This is a genomic window from Sutcliffiella sp. NPDC057660, assembly GCF_042800035.1.
GTDB lineage: Bacteria > Bacillota > Bacilli > Bacillales > Bacillaceae_I > Sutcliffiella_A.
The window spans coordinates 1-18,336 of the sequence record NZ_JBHVHV010000007.1; the positions used below are offsets into that span (position 1 = coordinate 1).

At 39.1% G+C, this 18,336-nt stretch carries 21 protein-coding genes; 4 read left to right on the top strand and 17 right to left on the bottom strand.

Annotated elements, in window-relative coordinates:
• Positions 1-230 precede the first annotated feature (230 nt).
• The 6 genes from ACFVAD_RS08855 to ACFVAD_RS08880 form a co-directional block, all read right to left on the bottom strand.
• Positions 231-1,628: an HD domain-containing protein gene (locus ACFVAD_RS08855; protein ID WP_386638352.1), complete on the bottom strand. Its 1,398-nt coding sequence runs from the start codon at positions 1,626-1,628 to the stop codon at positions 231-233.
• A gap of 314 nt (positions 1,629-1,942) precedes the next feature.
• Positions 1,943-2,233, bottom strand: a complete 291-nt coding sequence (locus ACFVAD_RS08860) for a hypothetical protein (protein WP_386638355.1) — start codon at positions 2,231-2,233, stop codon at positions 1,943-1,945.
• Positions 2,230-3,435 (bottom strand): DUF4062 domain-containing protein, encoded by a 1,206-nt coding sequence (locus ACFVAD_RS08865; RefSeq protein ID WP_386638358.1) that lies wholly within the window; start codon positions 3,433-3,435, stop codon positions 2,230-2,232. The genes ACFVAD_RS08860 and ACFVAD_RS08865 overlap by 4 nt, the downstream gene beginning before the upstream one ends.
• Positions 3,436-3,703: 268 nt before the next feature.
• Positions 3,704-4,465, bottom strand: coding sequence for an HNH endonuclease signature motif containing protein (locus tag ACFVAD_RS08870; protein WP_386638361.1), 762 nt, complete (start codon positions 4,463-4,465; stop codon positions 3,704-3,706).
• Positions 4,386-4,799 (bottom strand): hypothetical protein, encoded by a 414-nt coding sequence (locus ACFVAD_RS08875; RefSeq protein ID WP_386638364.1) that lies wholly within the window; start codon positions 4,797-4,799, stop codon positions 4,386-4,388. Before ACFVAD_RS08875 ends, ACFVAD_RS08870 begins: the two co-directional genes overlap by 80 nt.
• 911 nt (positions 4,800-5,710) lie before the next feature.
• Entirely contained in the window at positions 5,711-6,823 is a 1,113-nt protein-coding gene (locus tag ACFVAD_RS08880) for a hypothetical protein (protein ID WP_386638367.1), read from the bottom strand.
• A 128-nt stretch (positions 6,824-6,951) separates the two neighbouring features.
• Between ACFVAD_RS08880 and ACFVAD_RS08885 the strand changes: the two genes are divergently transcribed.
• Positions 6,952-7,683, top strand: a complete 732-nt coding sequence (locus ACFVAD_RS08885; protein WP_386638369.1) for a ZIP family metal transporter — start codon at positions 6,952-6,954, stop codon at positions 7,681-7,683.
• A 38-nt stretch (positions 7,684-7,721) separates the two neighbouring features.
• Here ACFVAD_RS08885 and ACFVAD_RS08890 read toward each other — a convergent pair whose 3' ends face one another.
• The 3 genes from ACFVAD_RS08890 to deoD form a co-directional block, all read right to left on the bottom strand.
• Entirely contained in the window at positions 7,722-8,582 is an 861-nt protein-coding gene (locus tag ACFVAD_RS08890; RefSeq protein ID WP_386638372.1) for a M15 family metallopeptidase, read from the bottom strand.
• Between the two features lie 180 nt (positions 8,583-8,762).
• Complete coding sequence (locus ACFVAD_RS08895) at positions 8,763-9,164, bottom strand: secondary thiamine-phosphate synthase enzyme YjbQ (protein WP_386638375.1); 402 nt, start codon at positions 9,162-9,164, stop codon at positions 8,763-8,765.
• A gap of 61 nt (positions 9,165-9,225) precedes the next feature.
• A complete protein-coding gene (deoD, locus tag ACFVAD_RS08900) occupies positions 9,226-9,930 on the bottom strand; it encodes a purine-nucleoside phosphorylase (protein WP_224840559.1) in 705 nt (234 codons plus the stop codon).
• A gap of 353 nt (positions 9,931-10,283) precedes the next feature.
• Here deoD and ACFVAD_RS08905 point away from each other — a divergent pair, with 353 nt between their 5' ends.
• Positions 10,284-10,427 (top strand): hypothetical protein, encoded by a 144-nt coding sequence (locus ACFVAD_RS08905; protein ID WP_386638378.1) that lies wholly within the window; start codon positions 10,284-10,286, stop codon positions 10,425-10,427.
• Positions 10,428-10,481: 54 nt separating this feature from the next.
• On the opposite strand, the gene ACFVAD_RS08910 is transcribed toward ACFVAD_RS08905, so the two are convergent.
• Positions 10,482-10,796, bottom strand: coding sequence for a YodL domain-containing protein (locus ACFVAD_RS08910; RefSeq protein ID WP_386638381.1), 315 nt, complete (start codon positions 10,794-10,796; stop codon positions 10,482-10,484).
• A 215-nt stretch (positions 10,797-11,011) separates the two neighbouring features.
• On the opposite strand from ACFVAD_RS08910, the gene ACFVAD_RS08915 reads away from it, so the two are divergent.
• Positions 11,012-12,127 (top strand): DUF2515 family protein, encoded by a 1,116-nt coding sequence (locus tag ACFVAD_RS08915; RefSeq protein WP_386638384.1) that lies wholly within the window; start codon positions 11,012-11,014, stop codon positions 12,125-12,127.
• 139 nt (positions 12,128-12,266) lie between these two features.
• Here ACFVAD_RS08915 and ACFVAD_RS08920 read toward each other — a convergent pair whose 3' ends face one another.
• Positions 12,267-12,440, bottom strand: a complete 174-nt coding sequence (locus tag ACFVAD_RS08920) for a YozD family protein (protein ID WP_386638387.1) — start codon at positions 12,438-12,440, stop codon at positions 12,267-12,269.
• 179 nt (positions 12,441-12,619) lie between these two features.
• Here ACFVAD_RS08920 and ACFVAD_RS08925 point away from each other — a divergent pair, with 179 nt between their 5' ends.
• Positions 12,620-12,778 carry a hypothetical protein gene (locus tag ACFVAD_RS08925; protein ID WP_386638389.1) on the top strand — a complete coding sequence of 53 codons (159 nt, stop codon included), beginning with the start codon at positions 12,620-12,622 and terminating at the stop codon, positions 12,776-12,778.
• Here the strand turns inward: ACFVAD_RS08925 and ACFVAD_RS08930 are convergent.
• From ACFVAD_RS08930 to ablB, 6 genes are all read right to left on the bottom strand, one after another.
• The gene (locus tag ACFVAD_RS08930) at positions 12,767-13,474 is read right to left on the bottom strand and encodes a hypothetical protein (protein ID WP_386638392.1); all 708 of its coding nucleotides are present in this window, start codon (positions 13,472-13,474) and stop codon (positions 12,767-12,769) included. The two genes, ACFVAD_RS08925 and ACFVAD_RS08930, sit on opposite strands and share 12 nt — an antisense overlap.
• 376 nt (positions 13,475-13,850) lie before the next feature.
• Complete coding sequence (locus ACFVAD_RS08935) at positions 13,851-14,069, bottom strand: YozE family protein (protein WP_204414704.1); 219 nt, start codon at positions 14,067-14,069, stop codon at positions 13,851-13,853.
• 69 nt (positions 14,070-14,138) lie between these two features.
• Positions 14,139-14,417 carry a YokU family protein gene (locus ACFVAD_RS08940; protein WP_386638395.1) on the bottom strand — a complete coding sequence of 93 codons (279 nt, stop codon included), beginning with the start codon at positions 14,415-14,417 and terminating at the stop codon, positions 14,139-14,141.
• 11 nt (positions 14,418-14,428) lie between these two features.
• Positions 14,429-15,844: a lysine 2,3-aminomutase gene (gene kamA, locus ACFVAD_RS08945; protein ID WP_386638398.1), complete on the bottom strand. Its 1,416-nt coding sequence runs from the start codon at positions 15,842-15,844 to the stop codon at positions 14,429-14,431.
• Positions 15,845-15,996: 152 nt separating this feature from the next.
• A complete protein-coding gene (locus tag ACFVAD_RS08950) occupies positions 15,997-17,367 on the bottom strand; it encodes a sigma-54 interaction domain-containing protein (protein ID WP_386639073.1) in 1,371 nt (456 codons plus the stop codon).
• A 43-nt stretch (positions 17,368-17,410) separates the two neighbouring features.
• Complete coding sequence (ablB, locus tag ACFVAD_RS08955) at positions 17,411-18,298, bottom strand: putative beta-lysine N-acetyltransferase (RefSeq protein WP_386638401.1); 888 nt, start codon at positions 18,296-18,298, stop codon at positions 17,411-17,413.
• Positions 18,299-18,336 lie beyond the last annotated feature (38 nt).

Sequence of the window (18,336 nt, forward strand, 5' to 3'; positions counted from 1 at the left end):
TCCTTCAATTCCAGAAGGAATTGTCTAACGTTTATCTGAGTAATGTATGCCATTCTCAATTTGAGTTAGAAACGCCTCGCACCACAATCCTGCCCGATTGCTTAATTCCAATTATTTCATAATCTAAAAATCCCTACAATAAGTATTTTTCATTCTAACCCAAATAAAAACGAGCACTAATCCTTGTTCCTGGATAGCGCCCGATTGTTATATATCCTCTTTTTATTGAATCATTCTTTTTCTAACTCTTCTCGGATTGCCAATTGTGCTTTAGTGGTAAATGCAAAGTTAAGCCAAGAGGACTTATCGCCGGGATAACGGCTTATTAAAATCTCTACCATATCCCATTGGGATACAGGAGTTGAAACAGGGCGGATTTCCCCATTAATTCTAACTGCTGCCATCTGCTTCGCTTTCTCAACATTTAAGGCAAAAGCGAAGTCAATTGCAGTCGCTCCAATTGGTAATTGTATAACATCCAACTTAGGGGTAAACACAGCTATTTGGTTCCCCAGTAACTCATTAGATACAAAGTTTAAGAATTCTAAAGGATCTTCTGTGGCTGACTTATTAGTGGTAATAACCTCACCTAAAATTTTTGGTAGAGTGGTTCGTAACTCTTGTTCCCTATGTTCTGTTAGGAAAAAACAAATTCCTTTTTCTCTTATGTCTTTTGATTCCTTATCTTGTATACATATGACTACTTCGTTACCATCTATGTCTATCGTTGTCCTAAGATATCGATGAAATGGATTAGATTGAATAGATATATAATCAATAAACTTACCTGAAATAGGTTTATATAATTGGTGTACAATACCCATTGCAGAGTAGCAGGACATTTTGTCTGGAACCGAAATTACAACCCGGCCTATATGGTCGATGATGTCAGGATAAGTCATAGCTGTATATAGGGGCTCCACTTCATCATGGATTGTGTAAGAATCTATATCTAAACATCCCTTTGAAGCTTTTCGAAATTCTTCCCGAACCCTGTTTGCATATGATTTAAACAACTCTTTATAATTCTTATGAAAAGACTTTATTTGTGTATATTGGCCATTGTGAAGATAAGCATAAGAAAGATCCTCCAACTCTTCTTGTATGCGGAACAAATTTAATTTTTGACAAAAAGGGGTAAATATCTTTAATGTTTCGCTGGCATATGGAACTTGCTTCTCAATCTTTTTAACTTGTAGCGTCCTCATATTATGTAAACGATCTGCCACTTTAATAACCACAACTCTAATATCTTTTTGCGCAGCCTCTAACATATTCTTAAAATTTACTGCCTGATATATATCTTTTTCCGGTACTTCATTCTTATCGATTTTGGTCAGGCCATGAACAATAGTTTTTATTTGTTCTCCGAATAACTGTTGGATATCTTCAAGGGTATACTCAGTGTCCTCTACTACATCATGTAGCAGAGCGCCTATCAATGTAGCGACATCCACCTTATAGTCCAATAATATATCTGTAACAGCAAAAGGGTGTATGATATAAGGCTCCCCCGACTTGCGAAACTGTCCATCGTGAGCTTTCTTAGCAGTGACAATAGCCTTAAGTAATAGATCCTTATCTTGAATATTTAAATAAGAAGCTCTTTGTATTAGCTGTTTCTCCATACATCTTCTCCTATTGCATTAATATCACGTTTAGATAAACAAAACTCTAATCTATACCATTCAATATCTCTAACAAAGACTCTTTCTTCAACAACCTGCTTCTATTACTTTATACCAATTATTTCAAAACTCTTCCTGCAACTCAATCTTTTTTCGCAAAAAATACGTATTCCATGTTTCAGAAATGCGCCCGATAGTTGAACATTGGTTATAAACATTGATTTAACAAAAAAAGAAGCAGGTCTAATTCATATACGAATTAGCCTGCTATTTCTTATGATAAAACGGAACCGCTTAGTGAATGAACTAGTTGTCTAATAAGTTTTTCCCTTTAATTGAAATTTAGATCGATTCGTTGATATATCTAAATTATTTTTATATGGTAAGATTTTATTTGATTCATTTAATACATTGTTAACTGAATTAATATTATGAACAATCGAGTTTCTTAATGTTTTTCCAATTGTATTGGTGACTGTTTTATTACCAATTAATAGAGAACTGGCTACAACCTTGTTAGTTACTTTATTCGCTTTAAAAACAGGGGAACGACTAACTACTACCGTATTCTTATTTTTGTAGTTAACAGACTCTTTATTACTCATGTTCTCCCTCCTAGTATTCGTATAAAAAATTCATAGAAATATTCATGTTGCTCTATTATAGCATGTTTAATCTCAGAATCGTAAGCCTTGACTTGTCCTTCTGTCCACGGATTCGTTAATTCAAAATGCAGACACAGAACAAAATCGCCAATTGGCTCTGTTACATATAAAGTTTGTTTATCAGTATTGTATGTAATTAATCTTACTTGTTGATTATAAGAATCAACTACATACACTTCTTCTTCGTCTAACTTATAAAATTCATCGGGACTAATTTCTCCAATTGAACCAACTAAGATTAGAATTTTGTGACTTTCTTTGTCAATTGTATATAGAGAAGCAGCGTTGCAACCAGGGGTAGTATTAACTATACTCGGATTAATATCTGGCATTTGAATTATTTGAATAGGTGTCTTTAGAAATTGTAATCCTTGTTCTAAGAATTTGGACCATGTATGTATACCATTATCCACAATTATATTTTTTTCATTCATCAATTGTAGAGTATACTCAGCAAATGCATATAAATACGAAGCTTGATTTTTTAATTGATCAATTTGTTCTCTCTCTGAAATCAGTCCTACCACAGACCTTAATGAGGTACTTAACATTGCCGAAATGTTTTTAGCATGTTCATGAGACCTAGATATATCGAAATCGTAAACCCAGTTTCTATTCCTATAAATTTCAGAAAGAAACGCCCAAACAAAAGGATCCGCTACCTCTAATAACTGTTTAAATGCTCCTTCAGATGCCAATTGAGTTTCAATCCATTTCTCTAAGGGATCAAATGGTGAATTAGGCTTTCGATAAAATTCATTTTCAAATGCTTCATTGAGCCTGTCAAACTCAGTTTTTAGGATAGTAAAATGTTGTTTTACTATTGGTGAAACAAATACTAATATATGCTTATTTTTCTGCATTGCAGCAATATATTCTAGATATGTAGGAGTAACATTTCCATTCATTAAACGAGAGCTAGCACCTGATTTCCTATTAATTAAAAGTATAAATACGTCGCTACTACCTACAACATCCAAACATTGTTTAAGTGTATCCTTTTCCCATGTTCCAAAGTCCCCATCTTCAAAGATTGGAACCTCATGACCACTATTCTCCAGATGTTCTTTTATTATCTTTCTTGGTGTTTTCAAATCATTTTCGTATGCAGAACTAATAAATACTCTTGTCCTATTTATCAATATACTCCCTCCCTTTTAAACAGAGCAGACACTAATATATTAATTATACCATTATTTATTATTTTTTAAATTATCACATTATTTATTATATAAATTAATATCAATAAGCTGTAAAAGAAAAAGCTTCACAGATGTTATAGTGATAGGTAAGCTTTTGAAGTTATCTCCGGCTTTTCCCCCACTTCACACCGTACAGGCGAGTTTCCCAGCATACGGCGTTCCAACTAATCCAATTCATTCAAGATTTTTATGATTATGCAAAGGAGAATCAGATAGCTTCGTTCAGACATTGCTTACGCAATTTATTGACTTCTGTAAGTTGCTTTTCATTTAACTTGAGTGAGTTTAAAAGCACTTTTATTTTCTCTAAATCTCTCAAATGTATAAGGAGATGGACAGATTTATGCAATATCATTAAGTTTCCGTATGAATCATCTTTGGTGAGATGGTACGGTGTCTTATGGTGACAATGCCATTCATCCAGTCCTAATTCAACCCCTGTAACAGCACATTTCCCATATTGTGCAATAAATCTACTAATCCGGTTATCGTTGTATTCGATGGAACGGCTCGGTATGAACTGTTTCATCACACGAGTAAGCGTTTGTCTGTTTATTGCACGCAAGTTTTGATGAATATTGTCCCTACCTACTGTAGTGTAGTTACAAATAGTTTGAGAGAAGTTCAGATTTATCTTACAACGTTGGGCATGAATTGGGATAAGTACCATTTCTTTTATTTTGAAGAGCTTACACTCATATCCCTTATACCGTTTCTGTAAGGATTTTGGAAAGTCCTGAAACGTAGCTTCTTTTCTCAATTCTTTTAAACGATTAAACAATGTTTTATGAAGACGATAGTTCAGCTCAGTTAAATCATCAGTGATGTGTGAAGCTGCTGAATAATAATTTTGGATTCCCATTATAACTGTATTAAAGCGCCAAACATTCTCAACCGATTGATGTTTCTGAATCTCTTTGATTGTTTGTTTTACTTTTATCTGTGCATTTTTGAGCGCATCCTTTGTCATGTGTGAAAGGTCGAGTTTTTCCATTTGCCTTAGGAATGAATACTCTCCGGACGGCTTGGGGTGTGTAGTGTTCAAACATTCGTTGTATCTTCGATACAACTTCTGATACAGATAATCGGTTTATATCTTCAATCGTTAATCCGTCATCTCCAGCAGTTTTACTGCCAGTGTTTCGTTTAATATTCCGATAAGCTAACCGTATATTTTCATCGGATTGCATTAAGTCTAGTAATCCATAAAAATTCTGACCATTAGCACTTTGAGCATATAAAGAATCGAAATAATACTGCATATCATAATACTCATTGTGTCTCAGTTTCTTTCGTTTTAACAAGTTGGTGACTCCTTTAGGAGCTGAACCTCTATTAGTCTTACAAGAACCTTATTAATCGTTGAAGAACTGCCTTGCATGGCTGGATGAATCTTTTATTAGTCTGGTGGCTATCCCTCCACATTCATTACACGCTTCAATGGTACTGTGCCACTACTTTCACTGATATAAAGAAAAGTTATATAGTCGCTAATCTCACGACTAGTTTCCTTTTCAACGCTTCATAGAGAGTAAGCTCTCCACGTTATCAGCTTACAACGTTGAATTATGTCTATTATGGAACAAACTTAGGTGCTTCCTATGAGCCTGTTAGCATTGCATGTGCCTGTAACACAAGATGATTTTTATATTATGGATTCTTACTCACCCACAGCTAACACTACATTTAGTAGTAAATACATTTCTGTATAATGCCAGTCTAGACCCGTACATTCAGAAGTTCGTCAGCAATATACTTACTTATTATATTTCATTGCATTCTCACCATATTTGTTCAACCCAAGCATCATGATTTACACCACCCCATCGGGTAGGCTTTCGTCAGCCGGACTGTTACGGTAAATTCTCATGCCTATTAGCCGAGCTTATAACACACTTCTTTCTTACTAAATAGCGTGCTATTCGACGCAGGGGGAACCTTTTGGAGCGTTACCTCCTCATTCGACTCCTCGACATAACCCTTCAGTTTTAGAACTCTAAAACTGCCTGACCTTTACCGAAATTGTGTGACCACATTTCATTTGAATCAGGAACGTTTCGCACCCACAATCTGGCCCTTTAATTGAATAAAAAAATCCTGTTGCTGATAATACAACAGGATTTTTATCACTCTTTATTGAAAACGATCAAACTTTATTTTAAATAATCGAACTTTGATTTATACAATCAGTTGCCACCTCTATTTCTCCTACTAACTACAACTGTTTTAACAGTTTTTCCAAATCGACTGTCCAGGGCTCTTCGATAGTCGGACGATAAAGGTCAAAGGTTACCATCCTGTTTGTTGTACCACTACTGCGGTGCACTTGAAGTTTTACCGTAATAGGAAATGTCAGCTTTGTACTCCCATCCTCTCTTGGAAGATCGGACAATCTCTTGATCAGTTCGATTTCTTCCAGTTCCTCAAGATGCTTCTCCAACAGAATACGGTTTCTATCATCCAGGATCGGCGATAGGATAAACCAGTCATGCTGATGGATGGCAAGGACCGTTGCATCTACTATTTCCTGAGGTGAAAGCTTTTGTGTATGGTCCAGCCATTCCCCTGAAGCTTTTTTTATCATGATGGAATGGGCATGATCCATTTTCCTTGACTTGTGGGTGATGCTGTCCTGGAAATGGATGCAGAAATGGCCTGGAAATCCATTTTTCAACGCTCCTTGCCCGTGAGGCATTCCATGCATGGATCCAGCAAATTGACCGTTCTCGGACAGGACAAGAATGGCTCTCCTATCCCAGCTCCAAGTACCACGATAGATCTTTTTCATGATCTTCGTATCGTCATGAGTCAAAGGCTGTACATCTGCATGATATGACCCTGCTCTCCGCTGGACTTCAAAAGACAATCCCGTATCCAAATCAAGCACTTTAAAGATACTGTATCTAGGAAGTAGCCTATTTGCATCATTCCAGGTAATCAGTTCCCCATAATGGTTCCTATGCAGCTTCTTCATATCGTTCGAAAGTTGCTTTTTATTTTTTTCCATTAAGGGTAAAAGTATTTTATTGGCAGATCTATCATAGATGTTAAGTTGATGATCAATGGCGTACGCCACTTTCCCATTTTCCCGTATAAACGTGTCTGTTGGAGGGATTGGATAGGAAATCGCCTCCCATTTCCCATTCTGAACATTCTTCCTAATTTGTTTCGGGAAAGGCATTGCAGTGGAATACCCTGATTCAATGGAAGTCTGGATTACATATTCCCATTTATCCTCTTGCCCGAGAGCTGAAACGGAGGAACCAAGGAAATTAAGACCTATCAGAATTGCAGCAATTGTAAAAAATGAATAAAGCACCCTCTTCACTTCCGGAAACCCCCTGTAATAAAATGAATACCTTTGTTATTTTGTCAAAGATAGAAAAAAGTATGTTCTATTTTTTTTCGTACACATTAGTAATAGAAAAACTTTTGTAGAAAAAAGGTGAGACTCTGATGGTTCAGGCATTGTTTTGGGGAGCAATTGCAGGCCTTTCCCTCATACTGGGAGCAATTGTAGGTCTGTTTGTACCTTTACCGCGTAAATTGACCGGATTTATCATGGCGTTCGGGACAGGAGTACTTATCGGAGCCGCGGCATTTGAACTGTTGGGTGAGATAGAAGTGGCTTCTAGCTATAGCTATGCTATATTTGGATTTCTTATTGGATCGATCCTGTTTACAGCAGCAGAATTGCTGATCAGTAAAAAAGGCGGAAAAGAACGCAAACGTTCCAAAGAGAAAAAGAGCAATCATTCAGGTTTGGCTATTTTTATCGGTTCCATCATTGATGCAATTCCGGAGTCCATCATAATCGGGGTCAGTATCTTGAAGTCTCATACAGTGAGCTTGGTCATTGTCCTTGCCATTTTCATCAGTAATTTTCCAGAGGCTCTTTCAAGCTCTGTTGGCTTAAAGAAGGATGGATATACAACCAGAAAAATTCTGTTTATGTGGATAATTGTGTTCGGCCTAACATCACTAAGCTCATTTATAGGCTATGTTACCTTCAAGGAATTGAGCGGAGAGTATATGTATCTTGTCAGTGGCTTGGCTGCAGGCGGCATTATTGCAATGGTTGCCTCCACGATGATGCCGGAAGCCTTTGAAGAAGGCGGTCCCGTTGTCGGGCTTCTCTCGGCACTCGGCCTTCTCTGTTCGTATATATTATCCAGCGGTATCATATAAAAACCCCGCAATCAAAATAATCGCGGGGTTCTGTCATCCTATTGTTTAATGGCTCTATCAAAAAACTCTTCAAGGGTAAGATCATGTGTATGGATATACTCCGCTACCTCTTTCCCAACATAACGCAGGTGCCAAGGTTCGTACTGGTAGCCAGTTACCACTTCTTTTCCTTTAGGATATCGGATGATGAAGCCGTGTTTGTAGGCGTTTTGCTTTACCCACTGACCTTCAGGCGTTTCGCCGAACTCCTCCGTCAGATCAAGTGCATTCGATCTGCTGGAGATGTCCATGGTAAGACCAGTCTGGTGCTCACTATGCCCTGGGATGGCGGAGAAGGTATTCGTTTTTTCCTCTCCCCATTTTTTTATATAGCTGTTGTATACGCCATATTGCGTTTCATAGGAGCGATAGCCGGAAACAGCAAAGAGTTCAACGTTTTCACTTGTTGCAGCTGCAAACAACTCTTCTAAAGCACGTGCAGCCTCTTCCCTCAAATATTTCTTCTCATAGTCTCCTTCAAATGAAAATGCAACATTGGGAATGGTTAAATCTGCAGGCACGTAGTTGGCGGGCAGAGCCTGGTTTTTGTTCACGACAAGTAGGATATTATCTGTGTTTTCTATGACTTTTTCCTGATTCAATACTGTGAAGTACTGTTCATCCAATACATAACCATTTTCGTTCGTCGGAGGGGTTTCAGGTTCATTCTCTGCATCTCCTTGATCACCTTCCGTTTCCTCTGGAATCTTGTCTTCAGCAGGTACCTCTTCAGAAACATTCGCATTGTTTTCTTCTTTACTGAATTTCTCCCAGAATTTCCAGTCGATATCCTTGATTTCTTGGGAGCATCCACTTAGTAAAGAAACACTCACCAAAGCTGCAGCAATTTTATATTTCATGATGATCTCACCTTTTATAAGTTGTTTATTTCTATATCGAATCGATTTAAGTTAAATAAAAAATAATATGCCTCACTCATCTCAGCGAAGCATACCTAAACATTCTACCATTAAATTTTATTATCGTAAAAAGATTTACTATAGAAATATATTACTTTTCGGCAAGATACGACTTACGGCCTATTCCAGGGTAAACTTCAAATGGACTGTCCTATTTCTTGGTCCATCAAACTCACAAAAGAAAATTCCTTGCCATGTACCGAGTAAGAGTTCTCCCTTATCAATGATAATCTGCTGGGAACTGCCAACCGTGATGCCTTTTAGATGTGCTGCAGTATTCCCTTCCATATGTAGATACTTTGGATGATTCCAAGGGTATACTTCATCTAATCTCATCTGCACATCGGTCACGACATCGGGATCTGCATTTTCGTTTATCGTAATTCCTGCGGTAGTGTGAGGACAATAAACCAATACAGTTCCTTCCACTATGGTCAACTTTTTAAGCTCTTTTTGTACCAGTCCGGTTATATCCTGCCATTCATCTCTGGCACTAGTTGTAAGCTCTAAGGTAATCAGCATATATAAAAGTTCCTCCCTTAAAAAATACAGCCCTTGATCAATTCAAGGGCTAAACCATCCATTATTTTTTGATTACCGCTTCAAGTGCCACTTCCATCATGTCACTGAATGTAGATTGACGCTCTTCGGAAGTAGTCTCTTCTCCTGTAAGGATATGATCGCTTACAGTCAGAACGGAAAGTGCGTTTCTTCCATACTTTGCTGCAAGCGTATAGAGAGCTGCAGATTCCATTTCAATTGCAAGGATGCCATACTTCGCCCATTTCTCCAACTCGCCATTGTCATTGTAGAACATGTCTGCAGTAAAGACATTTCCGACTTTCAGGTTCAGACCCTTTTCCACTCCCACATCATATGCTTTTTTCAGCAAATCGAAGTTGGCTGTTGGAGCATAGTCCACTCCACCAAATGTTAAGCGGTTCATTTGGGAATCTGTAGAGGCACTCATCGCAAGAATGACGTCACGAACCTTTACGTCTTTTTGAATCGCGCCGCAAGTACCTACACGAATCAGGTTTTGAACATTATATTCATTCATCAATTCGTTGATGTAGATGGAAATGGAAGGTACCCCCATCCCGGTACCTTGTACAGAGATGCGTTCGCCTTTATAAGTTCCGGTAAAGCCAAGCATTCCCCTTACTTCATTATAACAAACTGCATCTTCCAAAAATGTTTCCGCAATATATTTTGCTCGTAACGGATCTCCTGGCAATAGGATCGTTTCTGCAATTTCACCTTGTTTAGCTCCAATATGTACACTCATCGTGTTACCTCCTAATTACATAAATCAGACTTCAATCATTAATTTAAGCCACAATGGATGCGTTATCATCCCAAGAGTGACAAACAATACTATACCATATCTTTCCCCTGTTTCAAAAGAATCTCTCCACCTGATATGAATTCATTTTCTGTTTTAGGCAGAACCTAAAAAGGAAGTAAAACCAGTGCTGAAAGGAGATCCTTATGAAGAAGAAACTTCGTCAGGCTGTAGAGCATGCCAATGCGACCAACACAACAAAAAAGAAAACAGCGGAACCTCACACTTCCAAACGCGATAAATTGCAGAGCTAGAACAGCATTTACTGATAAACATATTCAATAGGAGGATTACAGATGGGAAAAAAACACCGAAACCGCATTAATGGACAGAAGAAGAACAATCATATTTCTCCTGATGCGATCGAGGCGGAGCATACTGCACATAAAAAGGAGTATTCGCCTAAGGGCCGAAAAAATGGACCCGGAAACCATAAATAATCTTTACGCAGTATAAGGCAGTCATCACTGACTGCCTTATACTGTACATCTATCTCATCTTACCTGAACCCTGTTTATTTTTTTCCAACCACCAAATTCTAGTCGATAATAGCTAATTCCAAAGGTACCTTCATCTATCATGATGATATCTCCGGTTGCAATGAATCGACCTTCATAATCAGCAGGAATGGAGTCTGTGACATTGAACTTCCGGTATACCTTGCTGATTAATTCCTGATGATTGTTCGCCTCCATGGTCAATCGGAATACAGGAGCATATCCTTTCGTTTCTCCATATTTCGGTGTTTGCATAATGGTGACATCGTATTCTCCGGAACCAATTTTCATCATTCTTTTTATAGCCAACATCCTACTTCACCCCTCAACCATTTTTATACTATATAAATTAGAAACTTGTCTTGTCGATTCCTTCATCAAAAAAAAGAAAGTTTTGTCGAAAGTAGCTGAGTAGTAGGGGATTTTGCATAAAATTATGTAATCTAGTCAAAAAGACCACCATGGGATGATGTAAATTTGTGGGCATCATTTTCTTTTCCATTAATACAATAAATGGAGGTGGTGGGATGTTTTTTAATTGGGTCATAAACAAAATGCAAAAGAAAGTAAATGAGAATAGCCACGGAATACTTACTTCACATGAGAAAACTAAACTGCTGCAAGCGTGGCAAGTTCCTCCTTCCCTATCTCCCCTAACGGAAACTGACAAGAAACTTCTCGATGAAATTAAGAATCGGACTTTCCTTTTGAATAAAAACAACATCACACGAACGCAAGCATACTTGGAGATTTATTTGAATCACCCTGAACTGCATTGGGCATTTTTGGCACATATGGTCTCAAGGAATGCTGGATGGAATATGACCGACCTTAAAAGACACAGCTTGTCCGGTTTGATGAGCTTTGACCGTATTTCCGTCTTTTTCAGCTTTTTGGAAAAAGGCAATCATCTTATTTTCAAGGATGCCTTCCCTCAGCTATCTCTTTATGCGGAAGGAAAAAAGCAGAACAAGGACTTCACTCACCTGCTCGGACATTTCGGCGTCTCGTCATTCATGTTGCCTGTTTGGAGACTTTTCCTTGAACAGCAGCAAAAAAACTCCGGAATGCTGACGGTTTCACTGATCATCAATGAACAGAGTCTATTAGAGAGGCATGTCATGAATAACCCTTTTTACCAGCAGAAGGTGCTGGATTCACTTACGTTCCAGCTGCAGGAAAGGATGGGCTTCACCCAGATTCTTTTTCCATACCATTTCAGATACGATATTGAGATTACTGGAAGCACAGTAGATAATTTTTCCAGCCTTCCTTCAAGGATAGAGTTTGGAAAAGAACTCTATAGGATTTTATTTTCAGGAAAGAACGTCCAGGTTGGTGCAGTTAACTTTGGAAAGGCTACTATCCATACGGGTTCACGCAGCGATTACATGCCTGAGGTATTTTCAACGGAAACAGGCAGTTTAAAAGTGTTCAGTCCTCATTTGGAAAAGGCATGGCCAGACTACCAACACAAATCATCGCTTAAAGTCGATGACTGGTTTTCTTTTGAAAAAGCCACTCAGCTACCAAGCTTGTACACATTGTCAGGAACAGAAGACACTCCGGATATGAAAAAGAAGCATTTAGTGAATATCTTGCAGCTTTCAAGCCTCGGGGAGGTCCATAAAATGATCACTTGATATGAAAAAAACGGCAGTTTGGACTGCCGTTGCCTTTATTTCCTACTCAACTAGAGGTCCTGGAAGAGGTCGACTACAACCAACCTCTTCTATCCGGTACTTTTACATTAAGGGGCTTTGAATGAGGAGTTTCCCATGACTAGTCGACGTCCATTTCTTCATCGATAATGCATTTTTCCAACAGATATTCAAACATGATATCCGCCAGTTCCTCGATCTCACTCTCCGCCGGGACGAAACCTCGTCTTACCAGCTCATTGTAAAAGAATTCGGCTATCTCCTCAGTATCAATGACCACTTCGATTTCTTTCACAATATCACCCCTTTTTTAAAGGTTTATGTACTTCTTTTTAGATATATGTCTTACTCACTATAATAATCCATCTCACAATGGTTTTACCAGAATTGTTTGAAAAATAAGCATATTTATTTTCTGGTAGTCATAGGTTTAAGTATGTTGGACGAGCAGTAAAAACAAAAGGGGGAAATTTTATGAGAGAGTATATGACACGTTTGGAAAAACTAGGAGAAGAAGAAGTACTTTTGCCATTCCTGGATAGAATAAGCGAAAGCCTTGTTAAAGCAGCTATTGTAGTAGGATTACCATTTTTCATCATATTACTTCTACAATTCTCCTTTTTACTTTTCTAATTGGCTGTGTTTTTTACCTTCCATATATTTTTTTAGGTTCTTTACTACAAGGTTCATAACTTCTCTGTATTCCTGGTCCCCAAAGATATCATAAAGAACCTTATAATCATTGTACACATCCAATAAACCGTCAATGATACGCTGGTATTCCTGGTTAAACTCTTCTTTTTTATAATGTTTGTTTGAACCTGTCATGGGATTATACAACTCCAAGCTCGTATTTTCTTTGTTGAACATATAGGATAATCCAAGTTTATGAATAAGAATTTCTGCATGATCGTGATGGACAACCATAGTCAATTCCTCTTCGCCAGCTTCCAACCATTCCCCATCTGACATCCTTGTAAGTTCATAAATGATATCCTCCCAGGAATCCTCTTTATAACGCCAGATTTCTGTGCGGAATCCCACTATTTTGAATAATTCTTTCCCATAGCCTGTAACTTGGACGATATCCCCAATAAAATACAGATACTTGATGTCCAAGTGCTCAGTCACCAGGACCTTCCCTTCATACTCGGACACAAATGCCAAAGTCTCCTCCTGGTAAAGACCTTCGCTCGAATTCACCTCATACACATAAACACCATCGATCTGCTTGATATCTGTTACTTTTCCAACAGTTCCATATATAGTGATTACAACAATGTCACCCATTTTATATTTCGGTTTATTCGGTTTCTTTTTCTTCCCCATATAAACTATCTCCTAACTTATCCCTGTGGCTTTGATGGTAATGTATTATATGCAGGAAGAAGGAAAAGCGCTAAAGGTGATGAGAAAAAGGAAGATGTGTTTGATGGTATTACATGGTTGTTTTCGCATTCAGTGTTGCTATTTAAGTAAAATGTACACATCAAATGTAGCCCGATGATTGCAGCGATGGAGACAAGATTCCCCGGGGACGGATGGGAGCCCGCGATCGCTGCCGCCTGGAACGGAGACCAACAGGGTGTTAATGTTGACATCATCTCTTTAGCCCAGTCCCATTCATAAAGCTACAATCTTTACGAAAAGAGCATAAAACAAAAAACACATCCGCAGCTTCTGCGAATGTGTTTTTTTCACTTATCTATACATCTTCCTTATATAGCTCCCAAGCTTCATCGAAGGTGGACATACTACTCAGGTACTGCCCGTTCATTTCGAGATAGCTGCTGATTTCGTGGTAATCAGTAGAATTCTTTGGGAAGCTGTGGTCATCGTAGGCATGGTTGGCAAAGATGCTGATGGCATCTTTCTTCAATGCATGGCGGTATTTCAACAGATAATGATAAAAAGACTTTCTCATACAAATCCACTCACCCAGTTTTTTCTCCCATTCTACAGGAAAAAACGGCTGTTGTTAAGACAATTGCATTTAACTGCTGAAATCGAAGTAGTTTCTTTTGAGAAGCCTCGGTTTATTCATCAATGCTGCATAGGAAAGTTCGTTCTCCAGGTTTTTAGTGCTGATCAGGAAAAGCTGATCCTCTATTTCCTTTGTAATATCATCTTCCTGATATTCCATTCCGCACGCCAGACAGCTTCGTGAAGGAGTTTCGGTTATTGTAATGGCTCTTGAACCATCAGGCAATTCCCAATACACGGTGTTTTTGTTTTCTACGGCTTCATCAGCGTCACACCATTTACATTTCATGCAGACCCCTCCTAATTGCCCGCACCAGTTTTATCCACTTCCGTGTACTTCTGCTGCAGCGCCTGGAATTTCTTTTCCTTCAATTCGTCCCGTTTGCCCCGTTTATCCTTTAATGTCGTATGGGCCGGGTCCGTTTCATAGTTCTTACGACGATTCAGCCTATTCAAGCCCTCAGGTACAAGGTTGAACTGGGAGTCGTTCATCAAGCCCGCAATACCGATATTGGATCGTTTTTCTTCCATATTCGGGTATATTCCTGCAAAATAGTCCTCAGCTCTACCAGGAATATAATTTTCCGGTTCCGGATATGTGGTAATCACACCTTCGAAATTACGTAATACCACTTTATCGGCACTTTGGGAGATGATGTAGTTCGGCTGCACCGCAATTTTGCCACCACCGCCTGGAGCATCCACAACAAAAGTAGGTACGGCATATCCCGAGGTGTGCCCTCTGAGTCCCTCAATGATTTCGAGACCCTTTGATACTGGCGCACGGAAGTGACCGATGCCTTCGGAAAGGTCGCACTGATAGATGTAATATGGTCTGACTCTAATTTTCACTAGGTCATGCATCAGCTTTTTCATGATCGGGACACTGTCATTGATACCCGCTAGAATAACTGCCTGGTTACCCACAGGCACGCCTGCGTTCACGAGCATTTCACAGGCAAGCTTGGATTCTTCAGTTATTTCAATGGAGGTGTTAAAGTGAGTATTCAACCAGACTGGATGGTATTTTTTCAGGATATTGCACAGGTTTTCAGTTATTCTCTGAGGAAAAACAACAGGTGCCCTTGTACCGATCCTGATTATTTCCAGGTGTGGAATTTCCCGTAGATTTTTAAGGATGTATTCAAGAATCTGGTCATTGATCAGAAGTCCGTCTCCACCGGAAATGAGACAATCGCGGATTTGATCATTTGATGCGATATAGGCAATGGCGGCATCCAATTGCTTCTTTGGTACTCCCATGCCAATTTGTCCGGAAAACCTGCGTCTTGTGCAGTAGCGGCAGTACATGGAGCATTGGTTGGTTACGAGAAACAAAACCCTGTCCGGGTAGCGGTGCGTCAAGCCGGGTACAGGAGAGTCCTCGTCTTCATGCAAAGGGTCCTCCAGGTCATATTTTGTTTTATAGATTTCTTTGCCTATTGGGACAGACTGCATCCTGATTGGGCATCTTGGATCATCTGGATTCATTAATGATGCATAATACGGAGTTATATTTAAGGGAATAGTTTTGGTGGATATTTTCACACCCTCTTCTTCCTCTGGAGTTAAACTGATGACTTTTTTCAAATCCTCCAATGTCCGAATGGTATTGGTCAACTGCCAAATCCAATCGTTCCACTGCTCCTCGGTCACATCTTTCCATAGCTCAATATCTTTCCAGTAGCGGTCGGGTTTATATAAGTCCATTCTCATTCACTATCTCCTCCCTTTCCTAAACCTTTGCAATAACCGTGCCAACTAAGGAAGTTGCCTAGTTATTACTTATATATGTCAGGGGCGGAGAATCTGTTATTATCCTTGTTGAGTAATTTGATTTGCCGGTGCTGATTTTTCGGCATGACGCGTTAATGAGACTGGCTTTCTATCAATCTGGTCATTTTATATTGTAGTGTTTGCCTTGGGATCTGCAGAAGCTTTGCCGCTCTTTTGACATTTCCATCTGTTTGGCTAAGTGCATGCTGAATATATGATTTTTCCGTTTCCAGAAGAACCTGTCGCAGTGACTTACTTTCATGAGGAGCCGACTCTGGATCCACTGTTTGAAACTTGCTTGGAAGATCCTTTTCTGTAATAAGGTCTTCCTGTGACTTTACAAGTACATATTCTATTGTATTCTTCAATTCTCTTACATTCCCTGGCCAAGGGTATGATTGAAAGATTCTAAAGACAGATTCGGCAAGTTGTTTCTTCCCTTTGGTATATTTCGAAGCAGAATTCTCAAGAAAATAGTTTGCAAGAATAGGAATATCGCCCTCTCTCTCCTTCAAAGGTGGAAGCGTGATGGAGCAGGTGCTCAATCGATAGTAAAGGTCTTCTCTCAGTCTACTATCCATTACACATTTTTCGGGATTTTCATTGAGGGCCGTTATGATACGTACGTCCACTTTATGTGCCGTAACACCTCCCACTCTACGAATGGTTCCATCCTCTAAGACACGCAATAGCTTTGTTTGAAGCTCTAATGGCATGGAGTTCAATTCATCTAAAAATAGCGTCCCCCCATGGGCAAGCTCCAATAGACCCGCCTTTTCCACAGCTCCTGTATAGCTGCCCTTAGCTGTTCCGAAAAGCAGGCTTTCAAGAAGGGTTTCCGGAATAGCACCACAGTTCTGAACAATAAAAGGAGCGTTACTTCGCAAGGATGCCGCATGTATCCCCTGAGCCAGTATCTCCTTGCCGGTCCCTGTTTTGCCATATATGATAACCGGAAGGTCAGATGCTGCAAAGAGAGAGGCTTCCGCAATAATCCGACTGCAAAATGGATCCACTGTAATGAAATCTTTCAAAGTGAAATGGACCTCTGGTGATTGCTTCGGAGGTGACTGATCTTTTTTGTACATTTTTGTTTGGAGCTCCATAAGCTGATTGGAAAGCATTTTTATCTTTCCATAATTTTTAGCGATTTCAACAGCCCCCAACACTTCCCCTTCTACTACAAGTGGGACGGTGGTGTTGATTGTTTCGATCATGACTCCTTTTTTGTTTTCATATCGCTGATTTTGGTGATAGATGGCTTTTTTCGTTTCCAGGACTTTTATAAGAGTACTGGTTTGGACTGTCAATGACGGGAATACTTGTAGAATATGTTTTCCCATCACTTCTTCCCAAGTCAATCCATCATGTTCCGAAGCAACCCGGTTATAGTAGATGGTGATTCCATTGTGATCTACTGCATGAATTGCTTCATCTATTCCGTTTAATATCCGCTCAAGCATCTCCTTGGATAACAGGCTGGATTCTCTCAAGTTGTTCACCTGCCTAATTTCCAGCACTTAATGCCGATTTTCCGGCAGAAAGGGCAGACAAATCTTTACTCCAAACATTCATATCTTCTATTTTGTCGTAAATGTAACAATTATTTTTCAATCTCCCCTGATAGGAATAACCCGACTTATGCAAAACTGCATTCATTCCAAACGACAAGGCTCTTGCGATGGAATAGCTGCAGAAAATCCCTTTGGAAACAAGTTCATTTTCCAGCGATTGAATGATATCGTACATATACCCCCCTTTTCGGTGCGAAGAAAGGGTGGCACAGTCTGTAATTTCGGCATTTCGATATGCCATATTAATCTCAGCTGAAGCTGCAGCAATTATTTGGCCATCCGTCTCTATACAATAAAAGATAGTGTTTTCTTCCATTTGGTCTTTTACATAATCCGGATTATCAATTGGGACCGGGTAGATTGGAAAAACACTCGCATAAAAGGTCGCAAGTTTTTTTGCATCTAGCGTTGTCGCTTTTCTGATTGAAGGAGTGATAACCCCTTTGTTCTCTATATCCCCATCTTTTTTCCATACTTCCTCTAATTGTTTATCTTCCTCTACCCACATAGAACTGGTAAATCTTTTCTGATCATGATATTTGCATAGAAAATAAGCGTCTCCTCCCAGAAAATATCCAGGAATACAACCTTCAAGCATGTATCCCTGTCCTAGGAAAGATGGTACGCTTTTCGTTCTGCATTTAACAATTGTTTTATGGACATAGTCTTCCTTCTGCAGTTTTCTTATGGTAGAGAAAATATGTTCGATATTCCCGCGGTAATCCTCAATCTTCAACCTCTCGTTCGCAAAGTCTTTATATCCCTTCAGATAGAACTGTTCATTTTGCAGGATGATATATTCCCCTTTTAATTTTCCCATTCCAACACCCCCTACATTAAGTGTTCGATATAGAAAAA

What these genes read in the sequence shown, in the direction of transcription:
- deoD (WP_224840559.1), bottom strand. Translation starts at nt 9,930, where the DNA reads ATGAGTGTACATATTGGAGCTAAACAAGGTGAAATTGCAGAAACGATC.
- ACFVAD_RS08905 (WP_386638378.1), top strand. Translation starts at nt 10,284, where the DNA reads ATGGGAAAAAAACACCGAAACCGCATTAATGGACAGAAGAAGAACAAT.
- ACFVAD_RS08855 (WP_386638352.1), bottom strand. Translation starts at nt 1,628, where the DNA reads ATGGAGAAACAGCTAATACAAAGAGCTTCTTATTTAAATATTCAAGAT.
- ACFVAD_RS08915 (WP_386638384.1), top strand. Translation starts at nt 11,012, where the DNA reads ATGTTTTTTAATTGGGTCATAAACAAAATGCAAAAGAAAGTAAATGAG.
- ACFVAD_RS08925 (WP_386638389.1), top strand. Translation starts at nt 12,620, where the DNA reads ATGAGAGAGTATATGACACGTTTGGAAAAACTAGGAGAAGAAGAAGTA.
- ACFVAD_RS08860 (WP_386638355.1), bottom strand. Translation starts at nt 2,233, where the DNA reads ATGAGTAATAAAGAGTCTGTTAACTACAAAAATAAGAATACGGTAGTA.
- ACFVAD_RS08870 (WP_386638361.1), bottom strand. Translation starts at nt 4,465, where the DNA reads ATGACAAAGGATGCGCTCAAAAATGCACAGATAAAAGTAAAACAAACA.
- ACFVAD_RS08950 (WP_386639073.1), bottom strand. Translation starts at nt 17,367, where the DNA reads ATGCTTGAGCGGATATTAAACGGAATAGATGAAGCAATTCATGCAGTA.
- ACFVAD_RS08895 (WP_386638375.1), bottom strand. Translation starts at nt 9,164, where the DNA reads ATGCTGATTACCTTAGAGCTTACAACTAGTGCCAGAGATGAATGGCAG.
- ACFVAD_RS08930 (WP_386638392.1), bottom strand. Translation starts at nt 13,474, where the DNA reads ATGGGGAAGAAAAAGAAACCGAATAAACCGAAATATAAAATGGGTGAC.
- ACFVAD_RS08890 (WP_386638372.1), bottom strand. Translation starts at nt 8,582, where the DNA reads ATGAAATATAAAATTGCTGCAGCTTTGGTGAGTGTTTCTTTACTAAGT.
- ablB (WP_386638401.1), bottom strand. Translation starts at nt 18,298, where the DNA reads ATGGGAAAATTAAAAGGGGAATATATCATCCTGCAAAATGAACAGTTC.
- ACFVAD_RS08885 (WP_386638369.1), top strand. Translation starts at nt 6,952, where the DNA reads ATGGTTCAGGCATTGTTTTGGGGAGCAATTGCAGGCCTTTCCCTCATA.
- ACFVAD_RS08940 (WP_386638395.1), bottom strand. Translation starts at nt 14,417, where the DNA reads ATGAAATGTAAATGGTGTGACGCTGATGAAGCCGTAGAAAACAAAAAC.
- kamA (WP_386638398.1), bottom strand. Translation starts at nt 15,844, where the DNA reads ATGAGAATGGACTTATATAAACCCGACCGCTACTGGAAAGATATTGAG.
- ACFVAD_RS08910 (WP_386638381.1), bottom strand. Translation starts at nt 10,796, where the DNA reads ATGTTGGCTATAAAAAGAATGATGAAAATTGGTTCCGGAGAATACGAT.
- ACFVAD_RS08935 (WP_204414704.1), bottom strand. Translation starts at nt 14,069, where the DNA reads ATGAGAAAGTCTTTTTATCATTATCTGTTGAAATACCGCCATGCATTG.